This window comes from Spirobacillus cienkowskii (genome assembly GCF_037081835.1).
GTDB classification, from domain to species: Bacteria; Bdellovibrionota_B; Oligoflexia; order Silvanigrellales; family Silvanigrellaceae; genus Silvanigrella; species Silvanigrella cienkowskii.
Genome location: NZ_CP146516.1, coordinates 1,200,048 through 1,224,247, shown reverse-complemented (window position 1 = coordinate 1,224,247; position 24,200 = coordinate 1,200,048). Strand labels below are relative to the sequence as shown.

The 24,200-nt window shown below is 35.0% G+C and carries 20 protein-coding genes; 9 read left to right on the top strand and 11 right to left on the bottom strand.

Going from position 1 to position 24,200, the window contains the following annotated elements; all coding sequences use genetic code 11:
• Positions 1–9: 9 nt before the first annotated feature.
• Both Spiro2_RS05385 and Spiro2_RS05380 read right to left on the bottom strand, forming a co-directional pair.
• A complete protein-coding gene (locus Spiro2_RS05385; RefSeq protein WP_338637555.1) occupies positions 10–690 on the bottom strand; it encodes a 3'-5' exonuclease in 681 nt (226 codons plus the stop codon).
• Between the two features lie 21 nt (positions 691–711).
• A complete protein-coding gene (locus Spiro2_RS05380; protein WP_338637553.1) occupies positions 712–1,647 on the bottom strand; it encodes a LysR family transcriptional regulator in 936 nt (311 codons plus the stop codon).
• 99 nt (positions 1,648–1,746) lie between these two features.
• Between Spiro2_RS05380 and Spiro2_RS05375 the strand changes: the two genes are divergently transcribed.
• The 5 genes from Spiro2_RS05375 (at position 1,747) to argS (ending at position 9,509) form a co-directional block, all read left to right on the top strand.
• A complete protein-coding gene (locus tag Spiro2_RS05375; protein ID WP_338637552.1) occupies positions 1,747–3,468 on the top strand; it encodes a hypothetical protein in 1,722 nt (573 codons plus the stop codon).
• Between the two features lie 119 nt (positions 3,469–3,587).
• Positions 3,588–4,748, top strand: coding sequence for a FapA family protein (locus Spiro2_RS05370; RefSeq protein WP_338637551.1), 1,161 nt, complete (start codon positions 3,588–3,590; stop codon positions 4,746–4,748).
• Positions 4,749–4,762: 14 nt separating this feature from the next.
• Positions 4,763–6,175: a class I SAM-dependent RNA methyltransferase gene (locus Spiro2_RS05365; RefSeq protein WP_338637550.1), complete on the top strand. Its 1,413-nt coding sequence runs from the start codon at positions 4,763–4,765 to the stop codon at positions 6,173–6,175.
• 23 nt (positions 6,176–6,198) lie between these two features.
• On the top strand, positions 6,199–7,581 hold the full coding sequence (gene radA, locus Spiro2_RS05360) for a DNA repair protein RadA (RefSeq protein WP_338637549.1): 1,383 nt from the start codon (positions 6,199–6,201) through the stop codon (positions 7,579–7,581).
• Between the two features lie 152 nt (positions 7,582–7,733).
• Positions 7,734–9,509 (top strand): arginine--tRNA ligase, encoded by a 1,776-nt coding sequence (argS, locus tag Spiro2_RS05355; RefSeq protein ID WP_338637548.1) that lies wholly within the window; start codon positions 7,734–7,736, stop codon positions 9,507–9,509.
• 35 nt (positions 9,510–9,544) lie between these two features.
• Here argS and Spiro2_RS05350 read toward each other — a convergent pair whose 3' ends face one another.
• Genes Spiro2_RS05350 through lpdA form a run of 3 tightly spaced genes read right to left on the bottom strand, consistent with a single transcriptional unit; the run spans position 9,545 to position 13,396 of the window.
• Positions 9,545–10,579, bottom strand: a complete 1,035-nt coding sequence (locus tag Spiro2_RS05350; RefSeq protein ID WP_338637547.1) for a BMP family ABC transporter substrate-binding protein — start codon at positions 10,577–10,579, stop codon at positions 9,545–9,547.
• A 59-nt stretch (positions 10,580–10,638) separates the two neighbouring features.
• Positions 10,639–11,943, bottom strand: a complete 1,305-nt coding sequence (locus Spiro2_RS05345; protein ID WP_338637546.1) for a dihydrolipoamide acetyltransferase family protein — start codon at positions 11,941–11,943, stop codon at positions 10,639–10,641.
• Between the two features lie 49 nt (positions 11,944–11,992).
• Complete coding sequence (gene lpdA, locus Spiro2_RS05340) at positions 11,993–13,396, bottom strand: dihydrolipoyl dehydrogenase (protein WP_338637544.1); 1,404 nt, start codon at positions 13,394–13,396, stop codon at positions 11,993–11,995.
• 121 nt (positions 13,397–13,517) lie between these two features.
• Between lpdA and yihA the strand changes: the two genes are divergently transcribed.
• Both yihA and Spiro2_RS05330 read left to right on the top strand, forming a co-directional pair.
• Positions 13,518–14,189 carry a ribosome biogenesis GTP-binding protein YihA/YsxC gene (gene yihA / locus Spiro2_RS05335; RefSeq protein ID WP_338637543.1) on the top strand — a complete coding sequence of 224 codons (672 nt, stop codon included), beginning with the start codon at positions 13,518–13,520 and terminating at the stop codon, positions 14,187–14,189.
• Positions 14,186–14,815, top strand: a complete 630-nt coding sequence (locus tag Spiro2_RS05330) for a tRNA (cytidine(34)-2'-O)-methyltransferase (RefSeq protein ID WP_338637541.1) — start codon at positions 14,186–14,188, stop codon at positions 14,813–14,815. The genes yihA and Spiro2_RS05330 overlap by 4 nt, the downstream gene beginning before the upstream one ends.
• Before the next feature lie 13 nt (positions 14,816–14,828).
• Here Spiro2_RS05330 and Spiro2_RS05325 read toward each other — a convergent pair whose 3' ends face one another.
• Positions 14,829–15,320, bottom strand: a complete 492-nt coding sequence (locus Spiro2_RS05325) for a hypothetical protein (protein WP_338637540.1) — start codon at positions 15,318–15,320, stop codon at positions 14,829–14,831.
• A 202-nt stretch (positions 15,321–15,522) separates the two neighbouring features.
• Here Spiro2_RS05325 and Spiro2_RS05320 point away from each other — a divergent pair, with 202 nt between their 5' ends.
• Both Spiro2_RS05320 and Spiro2_RS05315 read left to right on the top strand, forming a co-directional pair.
• Complete coding sequence (locus Spiro2_RS05320) at positions 15,523–16,869, top strand: sensor histidine kinase (RefSeq protein ID WP_338637539.1); 1,347 nt, start codon at positions 15,523–15,525, stop codon at positions 16,867–16,869.
• Positions 16,838–17,389, top strand: coding sequence for a response regulator transcription factor (locus tag Spiro2_RS05315; protein WP_338637538.1), 552 nt, complete (start codon positions 16,838–16,840; stop codon positions 17,387–17,389). Before Spiro2_RS05320 ends, Spiro2_RS05315 begins: the two co-directional genes overlap by 32 nt.
• Before the next feature lie 16 nt (positions 17,390–17,405).
• Here the strand turns inward: Spiro2_RS05315 and Spiro2_RS05310 are convergent, their stop codons facing one another.
• From Spiro2_RS05310 to Spiro2_RS05290, 5 genes are all read right to left on the bottom strand, one after another.
• A complete protein-coding gene (locus tag Spiro2_RS05310; protein WP_338637537.1) occupies positions 17,406–18,707 on the bottom strand; it encodes an MFS transporter in 1,302 nt (433 codons plus the stop codon).
• A gap of 110 nt (positions 18,708–18,817) precedes the next feature.
• Positions 18,818–21,625, bottom strand: coding sequence for a DEAD/DEAH box helicase (locus Spiro2_RS05305; RefSeq protein WP_338637536.1), 2,808 nt, complete (start codon positions 21,623–21,625; stop codon positions 18,818–18,820).
• Positions 21,626–21,772: 147 nt separating this feature from the next.
• Positions 21,773–22,168, bottom strand: coding sequence for a hypothetical protein (locus Spiro2_RS05300; RefSeq protein WP_338637535.1), 396 nt, complete (start codon positions 22,166–22,168; stop codon positions 21,773–21,775).
• Between the two features lie 318 nt (positions 22,169–22,486).
• Entirely contained in the window at positions 22,487–23,671 is a 1,185-nt protein-coding gene (locus Spiro2_RS05295) for a thiolase family protein (RefSeq protein WP_338637534.1), read from the bottom strand.
• A 20-nt stretch (positions 23,672–23,691) separates the two neighbouring features.
• Positions 23,692–24,189, bottom strand: coding sequence for an EVE domain-containing protein (locus Spiro2_RS05290; protein WP_338637532.1), 498 nt, complete (start codon positions 24,187–24,189; stop codon positions 23,692–23,694).
• Positions 24,190–24,200: the final 11 nt, after the last annotated feature.

The window sequence follows — 24,200 nt, the reverse complement described above, 5'->3', positions numbered from 1 at the left end:
TAGTCAGAATTAACTGGGCATCTCTTCTCTATAAGGTGACAAATCGGATATAGTTTTTAACACAGAATTTTCATCTAACATCCGCCAAAAAACACCTGCTGTCACTAAGATGTCTCCAATAGAACGGTGCCTTGATTCAAAGCTTAACCCATAATGTTCTGCCAGGGCGTCAAGGTTTCGCCTTTCAATTTTGACTAATGCTCTTGCCATTTTTAATGAACAAAAAACAGTGTAATCACAAGAAATACCTAATCTCTCAGACTCATAATACATCATGCCAATATCAAATTCGGCATTATGCGCAAGTCCAACACAGCCCCGCAAAAAATCATGAAACAATGGGAGCACTGTTTGCAAATCGGGTTGATTGGCTAACATCGTGTTGTCTATTCCTGTAATGGAAGTAATTTCAGGCGAAATGCTCATGCCAGGATTTATAAGATACGAAAATCGGCTGATTTCTTTTCTATTTTTATATTTAATTGCCCCAATTTCTATAATTCTTGACGTTCTAACATCAAGACCAGTTGTTTCAAAGTCAAATACAACGATTGGCACATCGTTTATATCTTCTGTTCCAAAAAAACGTGATCCACTCATGCCTCCCATAATGGCAATGGGCGAAGACGTAAAATTTTCTTTTAGAGCAAGAATGTAATGGAACATACTATTTTGAAATGGTGATGGCATAATTTTAAACCAAATAAAAAATTAATTATAAATTTTTTGTAAAACGTTAATAAACTCAGCGGCAGCAGGGGTTAAGTCCCGCTCAATTGCTGAACAAATGAGTATTGATCGCTGCATTTTTAATCCTTGTACTTTAAGCACATGAATATTTTTTTCATTCCGCAAAGAGTGAGCACTTACAATACTAAGACCAATATTTTTTTCTACCATTTTTATCATACTCTGCGCAGATCTTAACGTCATGACGGTTCTAAATCGAATTCCGAGTTTACGAAACTCCATTTCAATAATATCATGAATTGCACTTCCATTTTCAAATAAAATCATAGGTTGTCTGTTAATGTGAATTGGCAACAAAGATTTTCCCTGTTTTTCTAAGGATGCAGACATTTGGACTAAGGGATTTTCTGGAGCTGCAATCACTTCTAAATTGTCTAAAATTTCTGAATGGATCTTTAAACCAACAATCGGATCTTCACTTGGCGGAACAAAAGGATTTCTTGTAATTAAGCCAATATCAACAGAACCATCATGAAGAGACTCTATCACCGTTGAAGAATCTTTTTCATGCAATGTAAATTGAATTTGCGGATATTTCTTTCTAAATTCTGAAATTGCATCAGGAAAAACCCCTGCAACAGCGGTTGCTCCTCCACCCAAATGCACAAAACCTTCTCTGAGTTCTAAGTGATTTCTAACAGTTGTTTGCAGTTGCTGCATGCGTTTCAAAATATCAACAGAGATACTGTAAACCAATTTGCCCATAGTTGTCAGGCGGACTCCTCGGGCAGTCCGTTTTAACAAAGAACACCCTAAACTTTCTTCTAAAAGTTTTAATCGAGCCGATAGCGCAGGTTGTGTGATATGCAATTTATTTACCGCAAGAGAAAGTGAGCCTTCTTGCACAACCGTCACAAAAGCCTGTAACCTATAAATATCTTGTAACTCTTGCACCATTTACCTCTTATTGTGAGAATAGACACACTTGCAACAATACTGTAAGGATTAATGTCGTCAACAGCGAAAAGTTGAAAGAGTTGTACAGGAAGAAAAACAGTGAAAGAAATCAACATTCAAAATACATCGTCGCAAGAAAACAAAACAAATTTTGCGCAATTAAAAATATGGACTAAAAAGTTTGCTGAACCATTATTGCGTGTTTTAAACACGTCTTTACAAAAAATTACCGCATCAGAACATGGTTACCTAATTTTGAGCGTCTATAAACCTGGAGATGACAAATCTACAGTTCTATTAAGCATGAAAAAAGGAGAAAGTGGTATTTCTACAACCCACCTAAAACCTATTCCACTTAAAAAACCAAACTCTATTGTGCAAATCACGCGCAAATACCTTCAAGGAAGAAGAGTTGTCTCATCCTATGCGACAATTTCACCTATTACTGTTGTTCTTGAGTTTGGTGAAGCAAACTCTAAGGCTGAAAATTTTGAAGAATTACAAAATGGACCAAATTGCCTTATCCTTGATTTGGATCATAAACCGCCAAGAATTATTTTAGCTAAAAAATTTGCAAAAATTCCTGAAAGGTATGTTGAAGAACTGGGACATAATTTTAATCATTCACAAGAATTTTTTGAAAGCTGGTGTGAATGGAGTGAAAATAATACCAAAACCAAAAAAAGAGCATGCTTTACTCTGCCGTTTATTTCTTATTGTCCATTACTTTTAAACGAAACAGTGACAGAGAATACAAATAAATTAGTACAACCAAATATTGTTCCAAACATTGAAAAAAATATTCATTTAATCAAACTCCATCAAGCAACTCATACTTTAACTGGTGCTTTAGAAATTCTGCCTACTCACATACGCCGCAGCGCAAGAACTCGTCTTCAGTTTCTTGCCCGTCGAATTGCAAAACAAAAAGCTGATTTGCCCGATGCACTCGAAATCTCTCGCTTACAAAAGCAAAGTGAAGGATTAAAAACCAATCTTTATTTGTGGCCAAAATCCTCTCTCATTTGGTATGTGCCTCCGCAGTTTATAGAAGAATATAATATGCCCCCTTTTTATTCACTCAAAAAATTTGAAAAACCAGGAGATCTGCTCAGTAAAATTCATAAAGAAATCGACGCCCTAAAAAGAAGACGACAAGAACTCACTACTCGAATTGCAGAAAGCATTAAAGCAGAAGAAGATTTTCAGCAACTCATATCAGAAAGCTCAAATGAATTAAAAAATTTAATTCAAAAATATACTGCTCACAATACATTTAATAGCCAAGAACATCAAAAAATGGCAAAATATACTGTTGATTACATATTAGAAAAAGAAGATTTACCAAAATTATCGAGTCTTTGTCGTATGTTAGATATTAGCTTAAGAGAAGTTGACGCAAAACATAAAGCAAAAAACAATCCAGAAATGCGTCTTCCTTTTCGCGAATATTTATCTACAACCGGAGAAAGAATTCGTGTCTCTAAAACAGCCGAAGATGGTGATAAAATGATCAAAATGATGCCCTCAAATCATACTTGGCTTCACGTATTAACAGGAGAAGGAAGCCACGTATGGCTTGAAAAACTAAAAGGAAGTAAAACTCCTTCGCAGCAAGCGATTCGCGAAGCTGCCATTTTAGCAATTCACCATTCAAAGCACAGTAAAGCCCAAAGCGCCGAAATTCAAATAGCAACTCGAGCAGATATTGAAAAAAGAAAAAACCTTGCTCCTGGAAAAGTACTTGTAAGACGCTGTGAAACAATACTCATTAAATATGAAAATAATGAATTACAAAAATTAACAACAAATTCTAACTAATTTTTCGATTATTTAAAATATATTTGACTGTTTTGGTTTTTACGTTTTGGAGTGCAAGTTTATTTCTGTTAAGCTTATTAAAAACTATTTAATTGAATTACGATTATGTGGAGATTTCAATGAACACCCAAGCTTCTCCCCAAAAACCTAATCTAAAAAATCAATCAAATAAAAAATTATTTCAGCTTGTCGATACTCCAGACGCCATGCAAGCAAACATTCCAGCAAAAACTCCGATTGATCCTTCTATTGCCAAATTAAGTTACGAGCAACTTTGTGCTTACTTAGAAAGTTTAGGATATAAAGCCAAACCAACAGAAACTGCTTTTGCCGATTTAAAAAAATGCGCGGAAACCAAAGAAAAAACATTTAACACCAATTATATTTTACTTCAAGGAAACCCTTATTCTCCTGCAAAACCTGCTACGATTAAATGGTTAAATCCACATACAATGCCAAAAGACTTGGTGCGTCCAGGAATTCCGTTTGGCATTATCAAACAAGCGAGCGATGAATCCTTAGCAAAAAATATTTATGGTCAAGAACTACCAAAAGTTCAAAGTAGTAAAACTCCTGAGAAAGAAATCAAAAAAGTCACAATCACAACTCACCCTAATTTTACCGTAGATGCTAACGGAGAAATAAAATGTGACAAAGGAGGTAGAGCAATCATCGGACCTGACGGTAAAATTGATTTTTCTGAAGTGTATGAAGTGAAAGATGTGCGTCCCGATCAAATACACAAAGTCACTTTTCCGTGTAGTGTTGTTGTAAAATGTGACCTCCAGGGTTTACTCGATTGGACCATTCAAGGAGATCTCACCGTGGAACAGTTTTGGACTGCAGGAAATATTAAAGTTCAGGGAAATGTTATTGCCAAGGGAGGGGTGCAAACCAATAATAATAGCGATGAAAAAACAGCTATAAAAATTAATGGTAATCTTGAAGTCTCTTTTATTCAATCGAGTTGCTTTATTGTTGAAGGAAACATAAAAGTTGACAAAGCGATTTTAGCCTCTCATCTTACTGTTACTGGTAATTTAGAGTGCACGGGAAGTCCTGGAAAAATTGCAGGTTCTGAAATTGTTATGCAAAAAGGTACTATAAATGCAAATATAATAGGCAGCGAGAAAGAAAAACCGACACTCATAAAATACACTGCAGAAGAAGATGCAAACAATTCTAAAGTTGGAACTTTATCTGAGGGAACAAGAATTCAAATTGGCAAATCTAGAATTATTATTAAATTTGATCAGCCTTGGCCAACTGCTAAAAAATAGGTTAGTTAATTACAATGCACAAATCAAAACATCGGAATAAATCAAAACAAAATACTTCTAATATTATTAATAATAAAAAATTTGAAAAAGAAATGATGACTTCTTATTCTCTTGCAACTGATGGCAGGGCAATAGGACGTGATCAAAATAATGTGATTACGTTTATTAAAAATATGCTCCCCAATGAAACAGCCAAAATAGAAATTACTTCTAAAAAATCAAATTTTAAAAACGCGACCATTTGTAAAATTGAAATTGCATCACCTTTTAGGGTAAATCCTCCTTGCAGTTACGTCTCTCGATGTGGCGGTTGCCAACTACAACATGTTTCAAACGAAATGCAGACAATATATAAAACTCAATGGTTTTTAGAAACATTAAAAAGAATAGGCAAATGGGATAATTATAATATTGAACTTGCCGAAAAAAAATTAGAAGTTGTCTATCTCCCCAAAGACTCATACAGAAGAAGAATCCGGTTACATTTTGATGGTAAAAATTTGGGTTTTAAAGCAAGTCAAACCAATTTGGTCACTGATATCAATTCTTGTTTTATAACATCTAAAAGAATAAATAATAAAATACCAACTATTAAAAATAATCTCATTACGGCTTTAAAAATTATCAATGAAAAAAATTTAAGTAAAAACTTTGAATGTGAAATTGAAGCCACAGAAAGCGATGATGATAAAGTTATTCTAAATATTACAAGCCTAAATATTGATCATCCCGCAGAAAAAAAACAAATTGAAAAAATTTTAGAAAAAACACTTGAAATTCAAAATGATCAAATGATTTCAATGAATCATCCTCAACTCACTCGTTTTAAATTAAAAAAACAAAGTTTTATCCAACCTCATAAAGATTGTATTAAGTCTTATTACAAACATATTAAAGAAAGTGTTGCAGAATTTTTACAAAAAATAGCTCAATCCAATAATAATCCTGATACTCTTTTAGCTTGGGATCTTTATGCCGGTGCTGGTGTTTTTTCTGGTATTCCCTACTTTTTAGCAAAAAAATACAATTTACCAATTCGCTGTATTGGAGTCGAAGGCGTTCCTGAGGCTATTGATTCTTTAATTAACAATTATAAAACATTACCCATAGAAGGAATTGTGTCCGATGTTTTTGAATTTATTGAACAGCAATTTAATTTAAAATTGCGTGCAGACAAAACATTTCACGAACCTAATATTATTATTATAGATCCACCACGATCGGGTTGTGGTATCCAAACAATGCAAAAAATTGTTGAAATCTGTAGTAAAAAATCCCAAGTATTATATCTTGCATGTGATCCTGCAAGTTTTGCTCGTGACACATGGGTATTGCTAAAAGGTGGGTTTAAATTACAGAAACTCTGTTTATTCGACTCGTTCGGTCAAACTGTACACTACGAAGTACTTGGCTGTTTCGAAAAATAAAACATTAAAACCTATGGAATTTTATGAAAAATTATTCAAAGCATGCATTTGTGTGCACGTCTTGTGGTGCAATTCATTCTAAATGGCTTGGCAAATGCCCAGATTGTGATGCTTGGAATTCTATTCACGAAGAGATGATCCAAAAATCAAATCATAAATTGGCAGTTCATCCTCATCATGTTGTCCCACTGCCACAAGTTGAAGAAAAATCTGAAAAAAGAGTTTTTTGCGGAGTACCAGAACTGGATCGCGTGCTAGGTGGCGGACTTGTCAACGGCTGCCTTGTTTTACTCAGTGGCGATCCAGGCGTCGGCAAATCCACGTTGCTTCTTCAAGCATTGTATGGCTTAGCGCAAAGAGGCTTTAAAGTGCTCTATGCTAGCGGCGAAGAAAGCAGTACGCAAATAAAATTAAGAGCGGAAAGAATTGGTGCCATACATAATAACATTCTTGTTACTAACGAAAATAATCTCAACACCATACTCGATGCTGCAAAGCAATTAAAGCCGCATGTACTTGTCGTGGATTCAATCCAAACCGTGTACAACCCAGATCTGCCTGGAACACCAGGAAACGTAACGCAAATTAAAGAATGCGCAAATTTACTGATGCAAAACGCCAAAAGTCAAAACATTTCAACTTTTGTCATTGGTCATGTTACGAAAGAAGGCACCGTGGCAGGCCCTAAAGTGCTCGAACACCTTGTCGACACCGTCACACACCTTGAAGGCGACGCATCCAGTGGATATCGTATTCTTCGTGCATTGAAAAATCGTTTTGGCTCAACTGGTGAAATTGGAGTCTTTGCGATGCAAGGACATGGCTTGGTTGACGTTCCAAATCCAAGTGCTGTTTTTTTAGATGAAAATAAAAAGGATTGGGAAGGCACTGCCATTTCAGTCAGTATGGAAGGCTCACGACCAATTCTGATTGAAGTTCAAGTTTTAGTTGGAAAAACATCATTTGCCTCGCCCAGACGACTTTCAACTGGTTTTGATAGCAATCGCTTTACAATTCTTTTAGCAGTCCTCGAAAAACGCGCGGGACTCTTTTTGTCAAATGTTGATGTGTATGCAAATATTATGGGTGGAATTAAAATTTATGAAACAGCTATTGATTTGGCAACCGCAGCAGCCGTAGCATCAAGTCTCTTTGGCAAACCCCTTCCTCCCAAAACTGCATACATTGGAGAAGTCGGTCTTTCTGGAGAAATACGAATGGTGTCTCATATTTTAACGCGTATCCAAGAAGTCCAAAAATTGGGTTTTGAAAAAGTTTATATTCCAATGTGTAATTATCAAATGGAAAAAAACCAATTGCTAAAATTTTTAGAACATCAAGAAAGAAATTTTTTGATTATTCCTGTTGAACATGTGAAAGAAATTTCTAGATTTGACCGGAAATAATTCGCCCATGATTGTGAGAAAACACTTAAAATATAGACTTTATGCACTTTTTGAAATAGCCTACCCAGATATTGTCTTTCATTAAAAAGGCAAGTCGCTATTTTTAATGAGTAATCTTTAATTATTTTTTAATTATTTTCCATTGGTGAATCATGTCCACATTGCACGATCCTTTTAAATCAGAAATTGCGACACTCGCGTATGAAGCACTCAATGATTTAAGTAAAAAACTTAATCTGAGCTTATCAATTTCGATTCTTGAAATTTATCAAACTTTATCAACACCCCCAACCTTTTCTCTTGGACAAGCCGCTCTCCCATGTTTTCCTTATGCTAAAATTTTTAAACAACCTCCGCAAAAAATCGCTCTAGAGCTTTCTGAACGTCTCAATCAAAAAACCAAACTTTTTGTTGAACACGTGCAAAGCGAAGGGGCATATTTAAATTTTTTCTGTAACTTTAATCGTTTGGCTGAACATATTGATAACGAAATCAACAATAACTATTATTTTCATAAAACATTACTCTCAAAACCTGAAATAGAAAAAATTGTTGTTGAATATTCTCAACCCAATACTCACAAAGCAATGCACGTTGGCCACCTGCGCTGCCTTGTGCTTGGTGATGCTGTCTGCAATTTACTGCAATACGTAGGGCATAAAGTTGTGCGTGCAACTTTTCCGGGAGATCTTGGCAATCATGTCGCAAAAATTTTATGGTACATCACGCATCCCACTCCAAAAGCGCTCCCAACAGATCAAAAAACCCGTTGGCTTGGCCAAATGTATGCAGAAGCAGATGATGCATTTAAAGCCGCCAAAGGCACTCCGCTAGAAACCGAAATCAAAAAAGACATGTCTGAAATTCTTGCACAATTGAGCAATGCTTCTGGAATGTATTACGAACTTTGGAAAAAAACTAGAGAATGGAGCTTAGACGAATTAAAAGCAATTTATAGTTGGCTTAATTCTTATTTTGATGCGTGGTACTTTGAAAGTGAATGCGAAAAACCCTCAATTCAATTAGTACAAAAAAAATATGAAGAAGGTTTTTTTGTTAAAGACAATGGCGCCATAGGCATTGATTTAAGCCAGTGGAAGCTTGGCTTTGCAATGCTCCTAAAATCAGATGGCAATGGTTTGTATCTAACAAAAGATATCGATCTGATTATGCGTAAATTTTCTGACCCAGAAGTGACCAAATCAATTTATATCGTTGATTCGAGACAAAAGCTGCATTTTCAACAATTATTTAAAATTGCAGAGCTTATGGGTTATCCGCAAGCAGCAAAATCATCACATCTATCTTATGAAACTGTTAATACAGAAGATGGCAAACCATTTAGCTCTCGTCAGCTCAATGGTTTGCAATTAACGGATCTCAAAGACAAAATGGAAGAAAAAGTAAAAGTTGATTATTTGCAACGGTATCGCGGTAATTGGCTTGACGAAGACATAACACGCACAGCAGAAAATATTACAATTGGTGCATTAAAATATGGAATGTTAAGAGTCGATAACACAACTCAAATTAATTTTTCATTAACAGAATGGTTAAAGCTTGATGGGGAAACTGGACCTTACCTGCAATATGTCCATGCACGTTGTTCAAGTATTATCGAAAAAATTGGCATTCCTGCAAACAAAATCGAATTTTGTTTGACTGAAGGATATGAAAAAGAATTGTTGTTTTTATTGTCACGTTTTCATGATCATGTCTTGCTCGCCGCTCAGCAGTACCGTCCTTCATTAATTGCAACTTACCTTTATGACCTAGCAAAAAGTTTTAACCGCTTTTATGAAAATTGCCCTATTCGAAGCGCCGAACACAACGCCAAACAAAGTCGTTTGAAATTGGTAAAAATTACACAAGCAATTATTCAACAAGGCTTAAAACTACTTGGAATACCAGCACCACAAAAAATGTAAACAAAAGAATTTTTTGTTTACATTTTTGATTGTTATTAAATTTTTTGTTTTTGTTTTTTTACAGTTTCATAGTAGTCAGGAACTTTTATTTTGCCATCAATAATTTCTGCGCGAATGCGGTTGATTTTTTTGATTTCAAATTGACTAATGATGGAGCGGTTATATTTATCAAAAGCCCAGTCAATACCACCATTTCGCAAATCGAAATGTTTCACTTCTGCAGAAAATTTGTCATCGACAAAATCTTTAATTGCTGTATAAACTGCAATATTAACATGCTTCACCATACTGGTGATCACAATTCCTGGCGCTAATTCATTTTGATTTGAATCAACCCCAATTGCATAATGTTTTTTTTCAGATTTTTTTGACATGTTAAGTTGTTTTGCAGCATCAAATATCCCTTGCCCAGAAGGGCCTGCGACCTGAAAAATCACATCAACGCCATTTTCATATTGCAGCAATGCAATTTCCTTCGCTTTGGTAGGATTATTCCAAGCAGTTGGAGCTGTTCCAACAACACCACTGTATACTTGAATTTTTGGGGCAACATATTTTGCACCTGCTTCGTATGCCAGGGCAAAACGCTTCATCATTGGCACATCCATGCCGCCAATAATTCCTACGCTTTTTGTTTTTGATTTCATGGCAGCAATACTGCCCATTAAAAAAGCACCCTGATCTTCTCGAAATAATGCAGATCTCACATTATTATTTTTTGACAAAACTTCTTGATCAATGGCTAAGTATTTTTTGTTTGCAAATTTTTCGGCAAAGTTTTTTACATAACTCGAAGGATTAAAACCAACTGTGATAATAAGTCCACAGCTTGGATCGAGCGAAAAGGCGCGAAGAAATTGCGGAATTTGCTCATCTGATTTTGTTTCTAAAAATTTACTTTCTTTAGAAATATTTAACGTTTCTAGCGCTTGCACAAACCCTTCAACCGCTGATTGGTTAAATGATTTGTCATCTTTTCCGCCTCTATCTAAAATCATACATACTTTTTGCACGGCATGAGCAGATACAGAAAAAAATAAAATAAAAACAAGAACAATATATCTTTTCATTTTTTTAATTTCCAAAACGCCCAAGAAGAAAAACTTGGGCTCTAATATGCTATGGGTGACTAAATAATAGGTACGTTCCAATTTTCAATGACATTTTTTACTGTGCTTAAAAATTTGCCACTATCGGAACCATCAATAACACGGTGATCAAAAGTTAGAACACAAAATGACATTGTTCTAATTGCAATGGCATCATCAATGACAACCGCTTTTTTTTGCATTGCGCCAATGCCAAATATTGCAACCTGAGGTTGATTGATAATTGGTTGTCCAATGACCGTTCCAAAACCACCAAAATTACTTATTGAAAATGTTCCACCTCGAACATCGTCTGGAGCTAATTTTTTATTGCGAGCTTTTTCAGCTAAAAAATTAAGCTCTCGCCCTAAACCAACAAAACTTCTCTCGCTTGCATTTTTGATTACGGGAACAATAAGTCCCCAATCAAGCGCCACAGCACAACCTAAGTTAATATCTTTTTTATAAAGAATAGAGTCATTATCTACGCTTGCATTAACAATGGGAACAGCCTTAATGGCTTCAATCACCGCATGCAAAAAGAAAGGCATAAAAGTGAGTTTAAATCCGTGTGTTGCTTCAAATTTGTCTTTAAATTTTGCACGCAGACTAACGATTTTTTGCAGATCAATTTCTATAGCAGACGTGACATGGGGGCTTGTGCGCTTACTCATCACCATGTGTTCTGCAATTTTTTTGCGCATTCCACTCATAGGCACGCGGTTGACGCGCACACCATCAATAATTCCTTCAGACGCGCCACCGGTCGATTTTACATGTTCAGCTGGAGCCTTGCTAACAGGAGCGCTTGCTGCCGCAGCTGCAGAAGCCACTAACGGTGATACCGAACCACCCGATTCGAGCACAGCCAGGACATCATTTTTAACAATTTTATTTCCTTCGCCTGAACCTTGCAGCTTTGAGAGATCGACAGCGTGTTCTTCCGCCATTTTTCGCGCCAACGGACTTGCCAAAACTTTTGCGGAGTTTTCTGATGAGGGAGCACTTGCCGCAGGTGGTTCAACAGACTCAAGAGAGCGTTTAGAACGACTCGAGCGTGTATTCTCCTCTGCAGGTTGCGATTGCACAACTGCGCCAGGTGATGCCGCATCATCTATCACAGCGACAACAGAATTTACGCTTACTGTTTCGCCTTCTTTTGCAAGTATTTGTACCAACACACCACTGACTGGCGAAGGGATTTCTGTATCTACTTTATCAGTAGATATTTCAAATAAAATTTCTTCACGTTGCACTCTTTCACCAAGTTTTTTGTGCCAACGCGTTAAAGTTCCTTCTTGAATTGATTCGCCCATTTGTGGCATGAGAACATTCTGAGTAGCCATATTTCACATATCCTTATTGAAACTGTTCTTTCTATCAAAAACAAACATATCACATGTTAATTGGATGTCCCATGGCAGCATGTGCTGCTTCTTTGATGATTTCTGAAACAGTTGGATGAGGATGAATTGTATGCGCAAGCTCTTCAATCGTCATCTCAAGGTTATTACCCAAGGCAAACTCAGAAATCATTTCACTAGCCTTGGTATTAACAATATGGACACCTAAAACTTCGCCATACTTTGGATCCACCAAAATTTTTAAAAATCCTTCTGCTACATCATCAATGCGAGCCTTAGCAATAGCAGTAAATGGAAACTTAGCTGCTTTGAAGTTACGACCCGCTTTCTTTAACTGATTTTCAGTATAACCAATGCTTGCAATTTCTGGATAAGTATAAATTGCCGCTGGATTTGTTAAGTAGTTAATGGGATGACGTTTTTTACCAGCAATAATATCAACAGCATACAATGCCTCTGCCGAACCAGTATGTGCAAGTTGCGGAGTTGGAATCACATCTCCAACAGCATAAATACCAGGGACTGATGTTTGGTATGTTTTGAGGTCAACATCAATAAAACCACGATCTGTTAACTTAATACCAACTTTTTCGAGTCCAATATTTTCTATATTTGGCGCACGTCCCACACTTAACAATACCTTATCAAAAATACGGGGAGCACTTTCGCCTTCTATCTGAACTTCAACCTTGTTTCCTTTTGCGACAATAGACTTTGTTTTAGTACTCACCAAAACTTCACAGTTTTGTTTTTTTAGCGCTTTGCTGAGTTCTGCTGCTGTTTCATGGTCTTCTGTTGGACAAATTTGATCTGCCATTTCAAGAATTGTGACTTTTGAACCATAACGGCCATAAGCTGAGGCAAATTCACAACCAATAACCCCACCACCTAATACTGCCATGCTTTCTGGTACTTTATCCCAAGCCCAAATTTCTTCTGAAGTGACAATATTTTTACCATCCACTTTAATATGCGGAAGATGACGAGCACGACTACCTGTAGCAATTAAAATATTTTTACAGGTATATGACGTCTTTTTTCCGTCTGCAGTCACATCAACTTGACCTTTTCCGGCTATGGAACCAAAACCACGAATGACATCAATTTTATTTTTTTTCATTAAGTAACTAACGCCATTTGTCATTGTTTTTACAATTTCATCGCGTCTCTTATTGACTTGCGGAAAGTCGAGTTCTGGATTTTCTGCACCAGCAATTTTAACTCCATAGCTTGCAAATTTTTTTGCTTTTTCTAACATTAAAGCAGACTGCAGCATGGATTTTGCGGGAATACAACCCACATTCAAACATGTACCACCAAGCGTTTGCTCTTTCTCAATCAAAGCAACTTTCATACCAAGTTGGCTACCATAAATTGCACCTTCGTAACCCGCTGGTCCGCTTCCAATAACAATGAGATCATAATTTGTAGACATTAAATTTTTTCCTCCAGTGACATTAAATTTAAAAATATCCTAAAAGACACTTGGAATCCCCCGTTGTTTGTATGTAGTCTTGCCCTTCGTAAAACGCAACCTTGGGAAAGGGAAAATCCCCATGAGTATGATACAAACACCAAACGCAGACTTCATCTGGAAACTATCAGAAAAAACAACTCCTCTAAGAATTGAGTTCGTATGTTCTGGATTAAAAAATAGTGATCTTCCTCCCTCGGCAGCACCCGAAATTGCTCTCGTCGGAAGAAGTAATGTTGGCAAAAGCTCTCTATTAAACTTTTTGGCTGGGCATAACCAATTGGCACGAGTCAGCCACACACCAGGTAGAACACAAACTATCAATCTTTTTTCTGCAGAAAAAGACGCTTTTTTTATTGTTGATTTACCTGGATATGGTTATGCAGAAACACCCCATAAAACAAGGGCTCATTGGGAACAGTCAATGCGTTACTTTTTTGAGGAACGCCCAGGACTTTTTGCAATATTCATGCTGATAGATATTAGGCGAGACGTGCAAAAAGAAGATGAAATGTTATCAAGATGGTTACAAAACCTAGGCTTAAAAGTGATTGCAATTCAAACAAAGTGCGACAAAATCCATAAAAGCAAATGGCAAGGTATTCGCCTTACTCATGCAAAAAATCTGGCACTTCATCCAAGTCAAGTGATCACGACAAGTTCTGATAAAAAAATTGGACTTACAGAAATCTTCCAAACAGTATCTGGTCTCTTAGATTCTTATGACAAAGACATCAAGGAACAAGATCAATGAACACAATGGAACAAAACAAAAAAAAAGTTTATCGCGATGGTTTGGACCTGCTTTCACAACACGATGAGGTGTTATTTCAAGCGCCTCAGTTCAATTATGAAAAATCGGGTTATTTAGAGCCTCTTAGTCGCGATGCGCTCCTCAAGTTTCATCCAGAAGTGGCCCTTTACTGCCCACAAATTCCTCCCAACACAGGAACTATTGCAAGAATGTGTGCAGCGTTTTCTTGCCGTTTGCATTTGATTGAACCAATGGGTTTTTCCATTACAGAAAAAGCGTTACGTCGTGCCGGACTTGATTACTGGGACCATGTCGACGTGTATATTCATGAAAATTGGGATGCTTTTTTAAAAACCAGATCACAACGTCGCTTGATTTTTATAGAAACTGGAGGAGAAAAATCCCCAATAAATTTTTCTTTTTTACCTGGCGATGTGTTGGTATTTGGAGCTGAAACATTTGGGATTCCAAATGAACTTATTGAAAAAGAAATTTCCAATCAAAAAGCACATAAGTTAACAATACCTATGTATAATCGAGGAGTTCGAAGCCTTAATCTATCAAATACGGTATCTATCGCAATGTATGTGGCTTTAGAAAAATTACATTCACAATTTAAAAATTAACATAGTTTTAATACTATTCATTAATTTCAACATTAAATAAACCAACTTTTCCATTATTATAAAATAAACGAATTTGCCACAATCCCGGCATAAAAAGCTGCATGTTTCCAACATTCATACAATTTAGCTCCATTCCATCGGTTGTATGGTGTTTCAAGTTAGAAGGAATCGCTCCTTGCTTAACAATTGGAGGTTGCGCTCCATGTCCCATATCAGGCATGTACAAATCAATTTTAGATATATTTGCAGCATGTTCTGCACACACCAATGCAGAAGCCATGTCTTTTGAATTTGGCTTTTTTGCAAATTGCAACAAACCAAGGAGTTCATCGTGACTATTTTCATCGTTTAAAAATATTTTTCCTGTTTTTTTATCATAGCTAGCTGACTTCATATAATATTCAAAATGAAAAGGTTTTTCTTTGTTTTTTATATAAATTAAAGCTATACCTAAAACTAACACAAGAATACCTAAAATAAACATAAATTTTGATATTTTTGACATTCTTCCTCCACAAAACAATAACTGATCAGCAACTCATACTATGTAACCGTTGAGTGAAAAAAAATAAAGGCCAACCAATAAAGTAATTTTAATTAAGGTGTATATCAAATAGAAATGACTTCTTAGTGGTTAATAAGAAGTCTGATTGTTTATAACAATTTGTTGTCATGAGCTCACTTTGATCACAGTCCGAGAGTTTTAAATGTATGTAAAATGTATTTATAAAAAAATTGAGAAATATCTTATTGATTATGATTTTCCAGACGAAAACCGAACCAAAATGGATTGGTTAGTCAGGTTACGATGGATTGCAATTTCAGTACAATTATTCACACTTTACTTTGCCGTAAAACTAGATTGGTTAAATCAACCTTTTATTACAATTTATCTAATTATCGTTACCAGTTTAATAATCTTAAACACCATACTAGCTTATTACTTAAAATCTCAAAAATCAACATCTAGCTATTTCATATTTTTTCAACTTATTTTAGATCTGATTGAAATCACATCATTGCTGTTAATGAGTGGTGGGATATGGAATCCATTTGCGCAAATTGTATTTTTAAATGTCTTTTTTGGTGCATTTTTATTAAGTGGTAAATATGCATTAATATTTTTTGTATCTTCAATTGTAAGTATATTTTTTCTCCAATTTCCTATTTATATTCCAAAAATAGCACAAATTGAAAGTACTTCAAGTCAATATATTTTACCCGCACAATTAACGGTTTGTACTTTTTTATTTATATTCACTCATTGGCTAGCTTATTCTTTGCGACTACAAAAAAAATATACTGAAAAATTGCAAACTGAAAAAAATCGCTTAGATAATTTAAGAGCTCTAGGAGCACTTTCTTCTGGTTTTTCTCATGAATTTGCAACCCCTTTAAACACAATTAAACTTAAAATTAACCGTTTGAGTAAAATTGAATTTTTAAAAAAACAAGACGATTTTAAAATAATTTTAAATGCTTTAAATCGCTGTGAAAATTCTTTAAAACAAATGCATCTTCACTTATTATCTAATACTAAGGACAATTATGAGCTTAAAAATATTGCTTTTTTAACTGAACAAATTATTAAATTTTGGAACCAATCCAGCAGAAAATCACATTGTTCAATTCATGACAATTGTCTTAATGTGTTGTGTTCAATTCCACTTTTTCCCTTTACTAAAGCAATAATCGATATTTTAGACAATGCAGAAGAAGCTTCGCGTGTTCATTTTTTAAACCAAACTCCAACAAAAAAAATTGAGATTTTTACTGAGATTTGTAAAAAAAATGATTTTATTTCAATAGCAATTAGTGACCTAGGAACCGGATGGCCAGAGGTGGTAAAAACTTATGCCGGACAACCGTTTTTAACTACCAAAGAAAATGGCGTGGGGTTAGGTTTATATCATGGATTTACGTTTGCAGCCTCTGTTGGCGGTAAACTTATTCTAACAAATAACAAAAATGGCAAAGGCGCAACAGCAGAATTTTTAATTCCAATCCATAAAGAAAGTATTCATGATGGAGAACAAGAAAATATTAATACTTGAAGACAATAAAGATTTTAGAGAATCTCTTAGTTTAGAATTTTTAGAAAAAGGATTTGCAGTTTATCAAGCAGAAAGTATTCTCGAAATTCCAAACCATCAATTTAATTATGCAATTATTGATCTAAGATTAAAGCATGATAATGGTTTACAAAGCATTTCTAAAATTTTTGCTTTTTCTCCTCAATGCAAAATTGTTGTGCTTACTGGCTATCCAAGCCTTGCAACAGCAGTTCAAGCAATAAAAAAAGGAGCTGTCAACTATTTAACAAAACCTGTTTCATTAAGCCAAATTGAAAAAGCACTTTTTGAAGATCAAAATCTTAACGATATTAGCGAAAGTGCCACAAATTTTGAAAACAAATTTGAAAATAATTCTCTTTCTTTAGCACGCCATGAAAGAGAATATATTGAGTTTATTTTAGCAGAATGCAATGGAAATATCACAAGTGCTGCAAAAAAATTAGGGCTTCATCGCCAAAGTTTACAAAGAAAATTAAGAAAATACCCACCGCGATTTTAATTTTTAAGACACTTTTTTATTCATGCACTTTATGATCTTTTAATACACTAAAAAATAAAGCGACAACAGAAACTGCAATCATATAAAATGCAGGAGCTGTCTTTAGTTCTGTTTTTTGTATTAAAGTTGTAACAATTAAAGGGGTAAATCCTGCAAAAATTCCAAACGCAATATTATAACTTAAAGACGATCCAGAATAACGAACTTTCGCGGGATATGATTCTGCTAACAGTAAAATCCCAGACGCAGAAGCAGCAGCAATTGCGATTGCAACAAAAGTATAACAAAAATAAATTGAGGCAAAATTATTATCATTAAATAAAGCAAAAGCAGGAAAAGAAAACAAAATAAATAATACACAAGAAAAATTAAATACTTTGCGCGCCCCAATTTTATCGCACAGAATACCAAAGAAAATTAATAATATAGCATACATAAAAACACAGATTGAATTAACTTGTAAAATATCAGATGCCTTAAATGAAAAATAGGTTCTAAAGTAATTGGGTAAGTACATCAAATACAAAGCACTTGCCGTTGCAATCATACAATTTGCGGTTGCCGTTTGTAATAAAATAAATTTATAATCTTTTAAAACAACTTTTAATGGGAGCTTTATATTTTCTTTTTTCATTTTTTTAAATACTGGAGTCTCAGTTAAAAATCGTCTCAAATACACACCAATAAGTCCAAGAATACCACCTACTAAAAAAGGAACTCTCCAGCCCCATGAATTAATAGTTTCTTCGGTCATAAATCGGGTGACAAGAAAACCAGCACCTGAGCCTAAAAATATACCCAATATTACACCACTAAATAAAATCCCACAGGCAAGACCGCGACGCGTTTTATGCGCATGCTCGTAAATAAAAGTAATTGAACAAGGAATTTCTCCACCAATGGCAAGACCCTGAACAAACCTACATAAAAACAATAACACTGCGGCCATCACACCTATTTGCGAATAAGTTGGAAGTAATCCTATGATAAAAGTTGGAGCCGCCATTAAAAAAACGGTAAACGTAAACGAATTTTTACGGCCATTTTTATCGCCATAGTGGCTAAAAACAAAACCTCCAAGTAAACGGGCAAGGTAACCAGACGCAAACACTGAATATGTTAAAATTAAACTGGCAACAGACGACGTGGGATCAAAAAATAATCGAGACATAATTGTTGCAAAGTAAATGTAAACGACAAAATCATAAAACTCTAAAGCACCACCTAATGCAGATAGAATGAAAGTTTTAATTTCTTGCTTCGTTAATGGTTGTGGTTGAGGAAAGTTTTCTTTTTCATTTGCAATTGAAATACTCATTATTCACCTCAAAAATAATAAAAATTAAAAATAACTATAAATTTCATTCCGTTATTTAACCTTAAGTTATAAAAATAACAAGAGGTTTTAAACGGTTTTTAAAATTAATTTTAATTCTCAAGAGTATTTGGAATATTTTCAAATTCATCGACTTCTTCAACCAACATTCTATTTCTTGCATCCAATGGTTCGCGCAATAAAATAATTTGTAAACGCTTTGCTGCAGCGGCAATCGACGGATCAAATTCAACAAGTCGAATACAACTCTGTAAAAAGGTCGCAAACCGAAAAAGCACATTCATGCAATCACCGGCAGAAAAATATTTTGAAGCATGTGCTTCTACCAACTCCTCCCAACTTGTCTTAGGATTTAACCAATGCTTGACTAAAGATGCAGCACCTAAGTTCAATTCACGAAATGTTATTCCAGGTTCAGCCTCATCTTCCCAGCGTTTTAATTTCAATTCATCGTACAATTCTGGAAAAAGAGTACTAGGATAAAATTTATCAATTAAAGAGGGTATATTTAGGTTATTTAAAAATTCAATATCCGCGTATGTATCAGGAATTTCTTTAAAATGTGCGGCGCCAAATGCTGCCATCGCCTGTAAATAATCTGAAAATGTATCTTTGTTTAACGCACCACTTGCAAGCCAGTTTGCAATCAATAATCCACCAGCTTGTGGAAAATGTCTTGCTAAGTTTCCCATAAGAGTTGGCACCGACCCATTTAATGCCCCCACTTTTTGTAAATGATGGACAATTTTATTTAAAATGCTTTGGTTTGCCGCCTTCATCATACTGTGACACGATTTTTTAGCGACGCATTGATAACATGTCGTTGTACTATGCTTTTTTGCTTTTTGAAATAATTCATAGGTTTCTGGAATATTTTGGCATAATAATTTATTAGCCCCAAATTTTTGAAAAAGCGCTCCCGAAATCAAATCATGATCTGCCACAGCAATTTGCCCAGATACTTTTGCTCGCATAAAAAAAGACTTTTGGTAAAAGCTTGATAAATACGCAATGCTTTGATGTTGTCCTAATATCCCAATCACAGTTGTGGGATCAAATTTTAATGAACTTTGACACGGTTCACGATCTTTTGGGCGTTGCAGAGCGTAACGTCCCGCATGAAGCCATAAAGAAAATCCTTGTTTATCATGACCTCTACGCCCAGCCCGTCCCAGCATTTGCATAATTTCAGTATTAGAATAAACAGTTTCACCGCCTTCGCTGGGTCGTGACTCATCAGAAATAAACGCACTTCTGACTGCAAAGTTAACACCAAGACTAATTCCCATTGTGCCACAGCACAAACGCAACAACCCTTCCTTTAACAACGTTTCAACGGCAACACGTCCTGGCGGAATTAAACCACTGTGGTGATAGGCAATCCCATATCGAGTAATGAGTTTTTGCAGTTCTGAAGGAATATATTCAAAACCAGACAGGGTTTTTAAGCGGTCTGTTAATTTAGTGAGATCAAAATTTTGATGTTCTTTTTTTAATTGCTTTGCAAAATTTAATGCTATCCCTTCAACATCACCTCTGCGACCTGCATAAATCACAATTGGTCCCATTTGAAATTTTAGTGCATCAAATATAGGTTTGACAAAAGATTGATAAACTTCTTTTCCTCGAAATCTTCTATTATCTCTTCGCAACTGCCTACTCATTTTAACAAGTTTTTGAAAATCATCTGAGGAAAGTTTTAAATCTTCTGCAAATAACCAACCATATTTTGTGTGAACCATATGCACCAACGGAACAGGACGCTTTGTCACCTTAACGACTTGGGTTGTTTTTCCGGTAAGTCCTTCTATCCAATCAGCAAATTCTTCGGCATTGGGAACACTCGCAGACAACAAAACCAACTGACTTCCTTTAGGAGTTAATATTAATGATTCTTCCCATGCACTTCCACGACTTTCATCCTGTAAAAAATGATATTCATCATACACAACAACTCTTCGACTCATATTAGGCTCAATACCCAATAAACTGTTTCTGTAAGTTTCAAGAGTTGCGAGCATAACTGGAGCATTCAGATTTTCTTTAAAGTCTCCGGTATTGATTCCAACATTTTCACGACCATATTTTTCACTGAACTCTCTGTATTTATCGTTACTCAAACTTTTAACAGGACTTGTATAAATAAGTTTGCCACCTTCTTTCATACGATATTCCAAAAGAGCTTCAATCACTCGCGTTTTGCCTGCAGAAGTTGGCGCATCAACAATGACATGATTTCCTGATAACAATGCTTGAACTACTTCATGTTGCCACGAATCAAGCTCAATACCACCAGGTGTTTTAAATTTTGTTTGATCTAATACAGTTAAATTTTTGTTTTTCTTATGTATTTCTTTGTATTGAGCTAAAGCAAAACCACGAGTTGGAATTTTTTCGTCTTCTTTTTGCGCTGTTTCGTTATTTAATATTTGCGAAATATACTTATCATATTTGTTTTTAACATAAGATTTATTAGGTTGAAATTTTGGCCTAAAATCTTGCAATTTGGAACCAGTATGCGAGCCGCCCTTTGCTTCTTCTCCATGGTGCATTGTTGCTAAACTCATATCTTCGACATTCGCAGTCCCATCAATTAAAGCATTAATTTTTTTTTCAGTTTCGTTGGCTAAAAACCGTAAATTTTGACTTCCTACTTTTTGCTCTAAAAAAGCATCAAAAACAAAATAGGGGTTATCATGACGATTGTGCTTTTGCTCCCAATTGGTTTGATGAAATTGTGTTGAGTTTTTTTTGAATTCTGATGAATCTTCTGCATTAAAGCGACTTTTTTTTGAACTAGAAAATTTATTTTCTGCTCTTGAATTAAAATCTTTACCTTTATAATTGCTCGAATTTACTTTTTCTGAACGATTTTTATTATTTCGCATTTTTTTTGTCAAAATGTCCTCCAAAATATGTACAACAATAGCCAAGATTAGATCTGTCTAAAAATTGCTAATTTGTAAATATACTGAATTTTTATGGAGAATGCTAGAAAACAAAACACAAATTCAAACGTTTTAATAAAATTTTTATAAGATAAAAGATTACAAACTAAAACCAATCATAAACATGAGATAACCACTATCAAAAGTTCCTTTTTCTTCCGTTTGATTTTGAAAAACAACAGTAAAATAATTTTTATACACTTGCCCACCTATTCCAATATGAATTAATTGAGCAATTGTATAGCTTACTAAAAACATCAAACCGCCAGAATATTTTGTAAAAAAAGGTAAAATATACTGATTATCTTTATATTTATTATCAAGCCCAAAACTAAAATTCCCTACTGTATAAATAGATAATTCTTGATATAAATCAAATTTAAAACCAATTCCTGCTGTTAAATCCGTATTGTAAAAAAAATTCGAATCATTTTTATTTACATAAGAAGAATTGATTCCTAATCCAATTATTGGAGATCCAAGAATCTGTTTCAAATAAAGAATAAAAGGCGTTTGCAGTAATAAAACGATTGACAATATAATTACTGTTATTCAGATTTAACAAACGCATGTTCTTTAAATATTCGTTTCCTCCGCCCATAAAAAAATGAAAACTTTTCTCATCTTCTTCTGCATCTTCATTAGTTTCTTGTGCGTGTATAACCACACAAAAAAATAAGCTGAATACAATTAACAGTATTTTTTTTAAGTGCACAACGCTATCCTAAAAATTTAAAGTTTTAAATTTATATTCTAATCTTATAAGCACTTAAAAAGTTTCTCAACGACAGAATTATGATGTATTTTAATAATTTAACCTTTGCTACAATTTTCAATAATTATAGCAAGCCCTTCTCCACCACCAATACATAAACTGGCCATACCCAATTTTTTTTGTTGTTGCTGCAATGCATTCAACAATGTTGTCACAATGCGTGCCCCACTTGCACCTATAGGATGTCCTAATGCGCATGCTCCACCATGAATGTTCACTTTTTCTGGGGGCAATGAAAGTTTTTTTATTGCATACAAAGCCACCACAGCAAATGCTTCATTGATTTCATACAAATCTATCTCTTTCATTGTTAAATTTGCTTTTTTTAAAGCATTTTCCATTGCTGCAACAGGTGCTGTTGTAAACCATTTTGGTTCGTGCGCGTGTCCTGACCAACTGATAATTTTTGCAAGAGGTTTTAAATTATTTTGCTTCATGAAAGACTCAGAAACCACCAATAATGCGGCAGCTCCATCATTAATTTTAGATGAATTCGCAGCCGTTATTGATCCGTTTTTATCAAATGCTGGTTTTAAATTTGCAACTTTATTTAAATCAGAGGCAAAAGGTTCTTCATCTTTATCAATTAGAACAGTTGATTTTCCTTGCTCAACGTTAACAGGCACAATTTCATTTTTAAACAAACCTGACGTTGTTGCATTTTGCGCTTTTAGATAACTTTGAATTGCAAACTCATCCTGTTGTTGCCGTGTAAAGTGATGTTCTTGAACACAGGCTTCTGCACAATTTCCCATATGAACGTGATCATAAGGATCCCACAAACCATCATAAATCATAGAATCCAACAGTTCTTTATGCCCCATTCGCATGCCATCTCGTGCCATCGGTAATAGATAGGGCGCAAGAGTCATATTTTCTTGCCCTCCTGCAATCACACAATGAGAGTCACCAAGCATCACAGACTGTGCAGCAAGAATAATAGACTGCATGCCGCTGCCACAAACTTTGCCAATTGTTACTGCACGAACTGATTGTGGCAAACCTGCATAAAGCGCTGTTTGCCGTGCAGGAGCTTGTCCAACACCTGCAGTTAACACTTCTCCCATCATGATTTCTTCAACCTGTGATGCGTTCAAACCAGTTGACTCCAATATATTTTTTACAACCACAGCCCCCAATCGAGGTGCACTCATATTTTTAAAAACACCCTGAAAACGACCAATAGGAGTTCTTTTTGCAGCAACAATATACGCATGAGACATAAACCCGCTCCTTTTGTTTCTTATTTGTAACCAGCCATAAGCAAAATTGCTTCGTATTCTTTTTGGGAGACTGGTAAAATAGAGAGTCTTTGACCTTTTTTCAACAAAATCATCTCTTTTAAGATTGGATTTTCTCTTAATTCAGCGAGTGCAACAATTCGTGAAAACTTTTTAGGCTTACCAACGGTCACTGCAAACCAGCGAGGATTGTCTTTTGTTGCTTTAGGATCAAAATATTTTGACTTTGGATCGAGGGCTGACATATCTGGCTTTGCCTCTTCAACAATCTCGGCAATTCCTGCTACACCAGAGGGATTCGAATTTGAGTGATAAAAAAGAATTTTATCCCCAACCTTCATTTGATCTTTCATAAAATTACGTGCTTGGTAATTACGAACTCCATCCCAAAATTCTTGTTGCCCAGATCTTTGTTCAAGATCAAAAATAGAAAAAACATCGGGTTCCGATTTCATCAACCAGTATTTTGCACTCAAATCATTAATTAATGTCTTTTTCATTATTTATTTTT

What these genes read in the sequence shown, in the direction of transcription:
- Spiro2_RS05385 (WP_338637555.1), bottom strand. Translation starts at nt 690, where the DNA reads ATGCCATCACCATTTCAAAATAGTATGTTCCATTACATTCTTGCTCTA.
- yihA (WP_338637543.1), top strand. Translation starts at nt 13,518, where the DNA reads ATGAGTATGATACAAACACCAAACGCAGACTTCATCTGGAAACTATCA.
- Spiro2_RS05295 (WP_338637534.1), bottom strand. Translation starts at nt 23,671, where the DNA reads ATGTCTCATGCGTATATTGTTGCTGCAAAAAGAACTCCTATTGGTCGT.
- Spiro2_RS05380 (WP_338637553.1), bottom strand. Translation starts at nt 1,647, where the DNA reads ATGGTGCAAGAGTTACAAGATATTTATAGGTTACAGGCTTTTGTGACG.
- Spiro2_RS05320 (WP_338637539.1), top strand. Translation starts at nt 15,523, where the DNA reads ATGTATGTAAAATGTATTTATAAAAAAATTGAGAAATATCTTATTGAT.
- Spiro2_RS05370 (WP_338637551.1), top strand. Translation starts at nt 3,588, where the DNA reads ATGAACACCCAAGCTTCTCCCCAAAAACCTAATCTAAAAAATCAATCA.
- Spiro2_RS05350 (WP_338637547.1), bottom strand. Translation starts at nt 10,579, where the DNA reads ATGAAAAGATATATTGTTCTTGTTTTTATTTTATTTTTTTCTGTATCT.
- Spiro2_RS05315 (WP_338637538.1), top strand. Translation starts at nt 16,838, where the DNA reads ATGATGGAGAACAAGAAAATATTAATACTTGAAGACAATAAAGATTTT.
- Spiro2_RS05330 (WP_338637541.1), top strand. Translation starts at nt 14,186, where the DNA reads ATGAACACAATGGAACAAAACAAAAAAAAAGTTTATCGCGATGGTTTG.
- argS (WP_338637548.1), top strand. Translation starts at nt 7,734, where the DNA reads ATGTCCACATTGCACGATCCTTTTAAATCAGAAATTGCGACACTCGCG.
- Spiro2_RS05345 (WP_338637546.1), bottom strand. Translation starts at nt 11,943, where the DNA reads ATGGCTACTCAGAATGTTCTCATGCCACAAATGGGCGAATCAATTCAA.
- Spiro2_RS05365 (WP_338637550.1), top strand. Translation starts at nt 4,763, where the DNA reads ATGCACAAATCAAAACATCGGAATAAATCAAAACAAAATACTTCTAAT.
- lpdA (WP_338637544.1), bottom strand. Translation starts at nt 13,396, where the DNA reads ATGTCTACAAATTATGATCTCATTGTTATTGGAAGCGGACCAGCGGGT.
- radA (WP_338637549.1), top strand. Translation starts at nt 6,199, where the DNA reads ATGAAAAATTATTCAAAGCATGCATTTGTGTGCACGTCTTGTGGTGCA.
- Spiro2_RS05325 (WP_338637540.1), bottom strand. Translation starts at nt 15,320, where the DNA reads ATGTCAAAAATATCAAAATTTATGTTTATTTTAGGTATTCTTGTGTTA.
- Spiro2_RS05290 (WP_338637532.1), bottom strand. Translation starts at nt 24,189, where the DNA reads ATGAAAAAGACATTAATTAATGATTTGAGTGCAAAATACTGGTTGATG.
- Spiro2_RS05310 (WP_338637537.1), bottom strand. Translation starts at nt 18,707, where the DNA reads ATGAGTATTTCAATTGCAAATGAAAAAGAAAACTTTCCTCAACCACAA.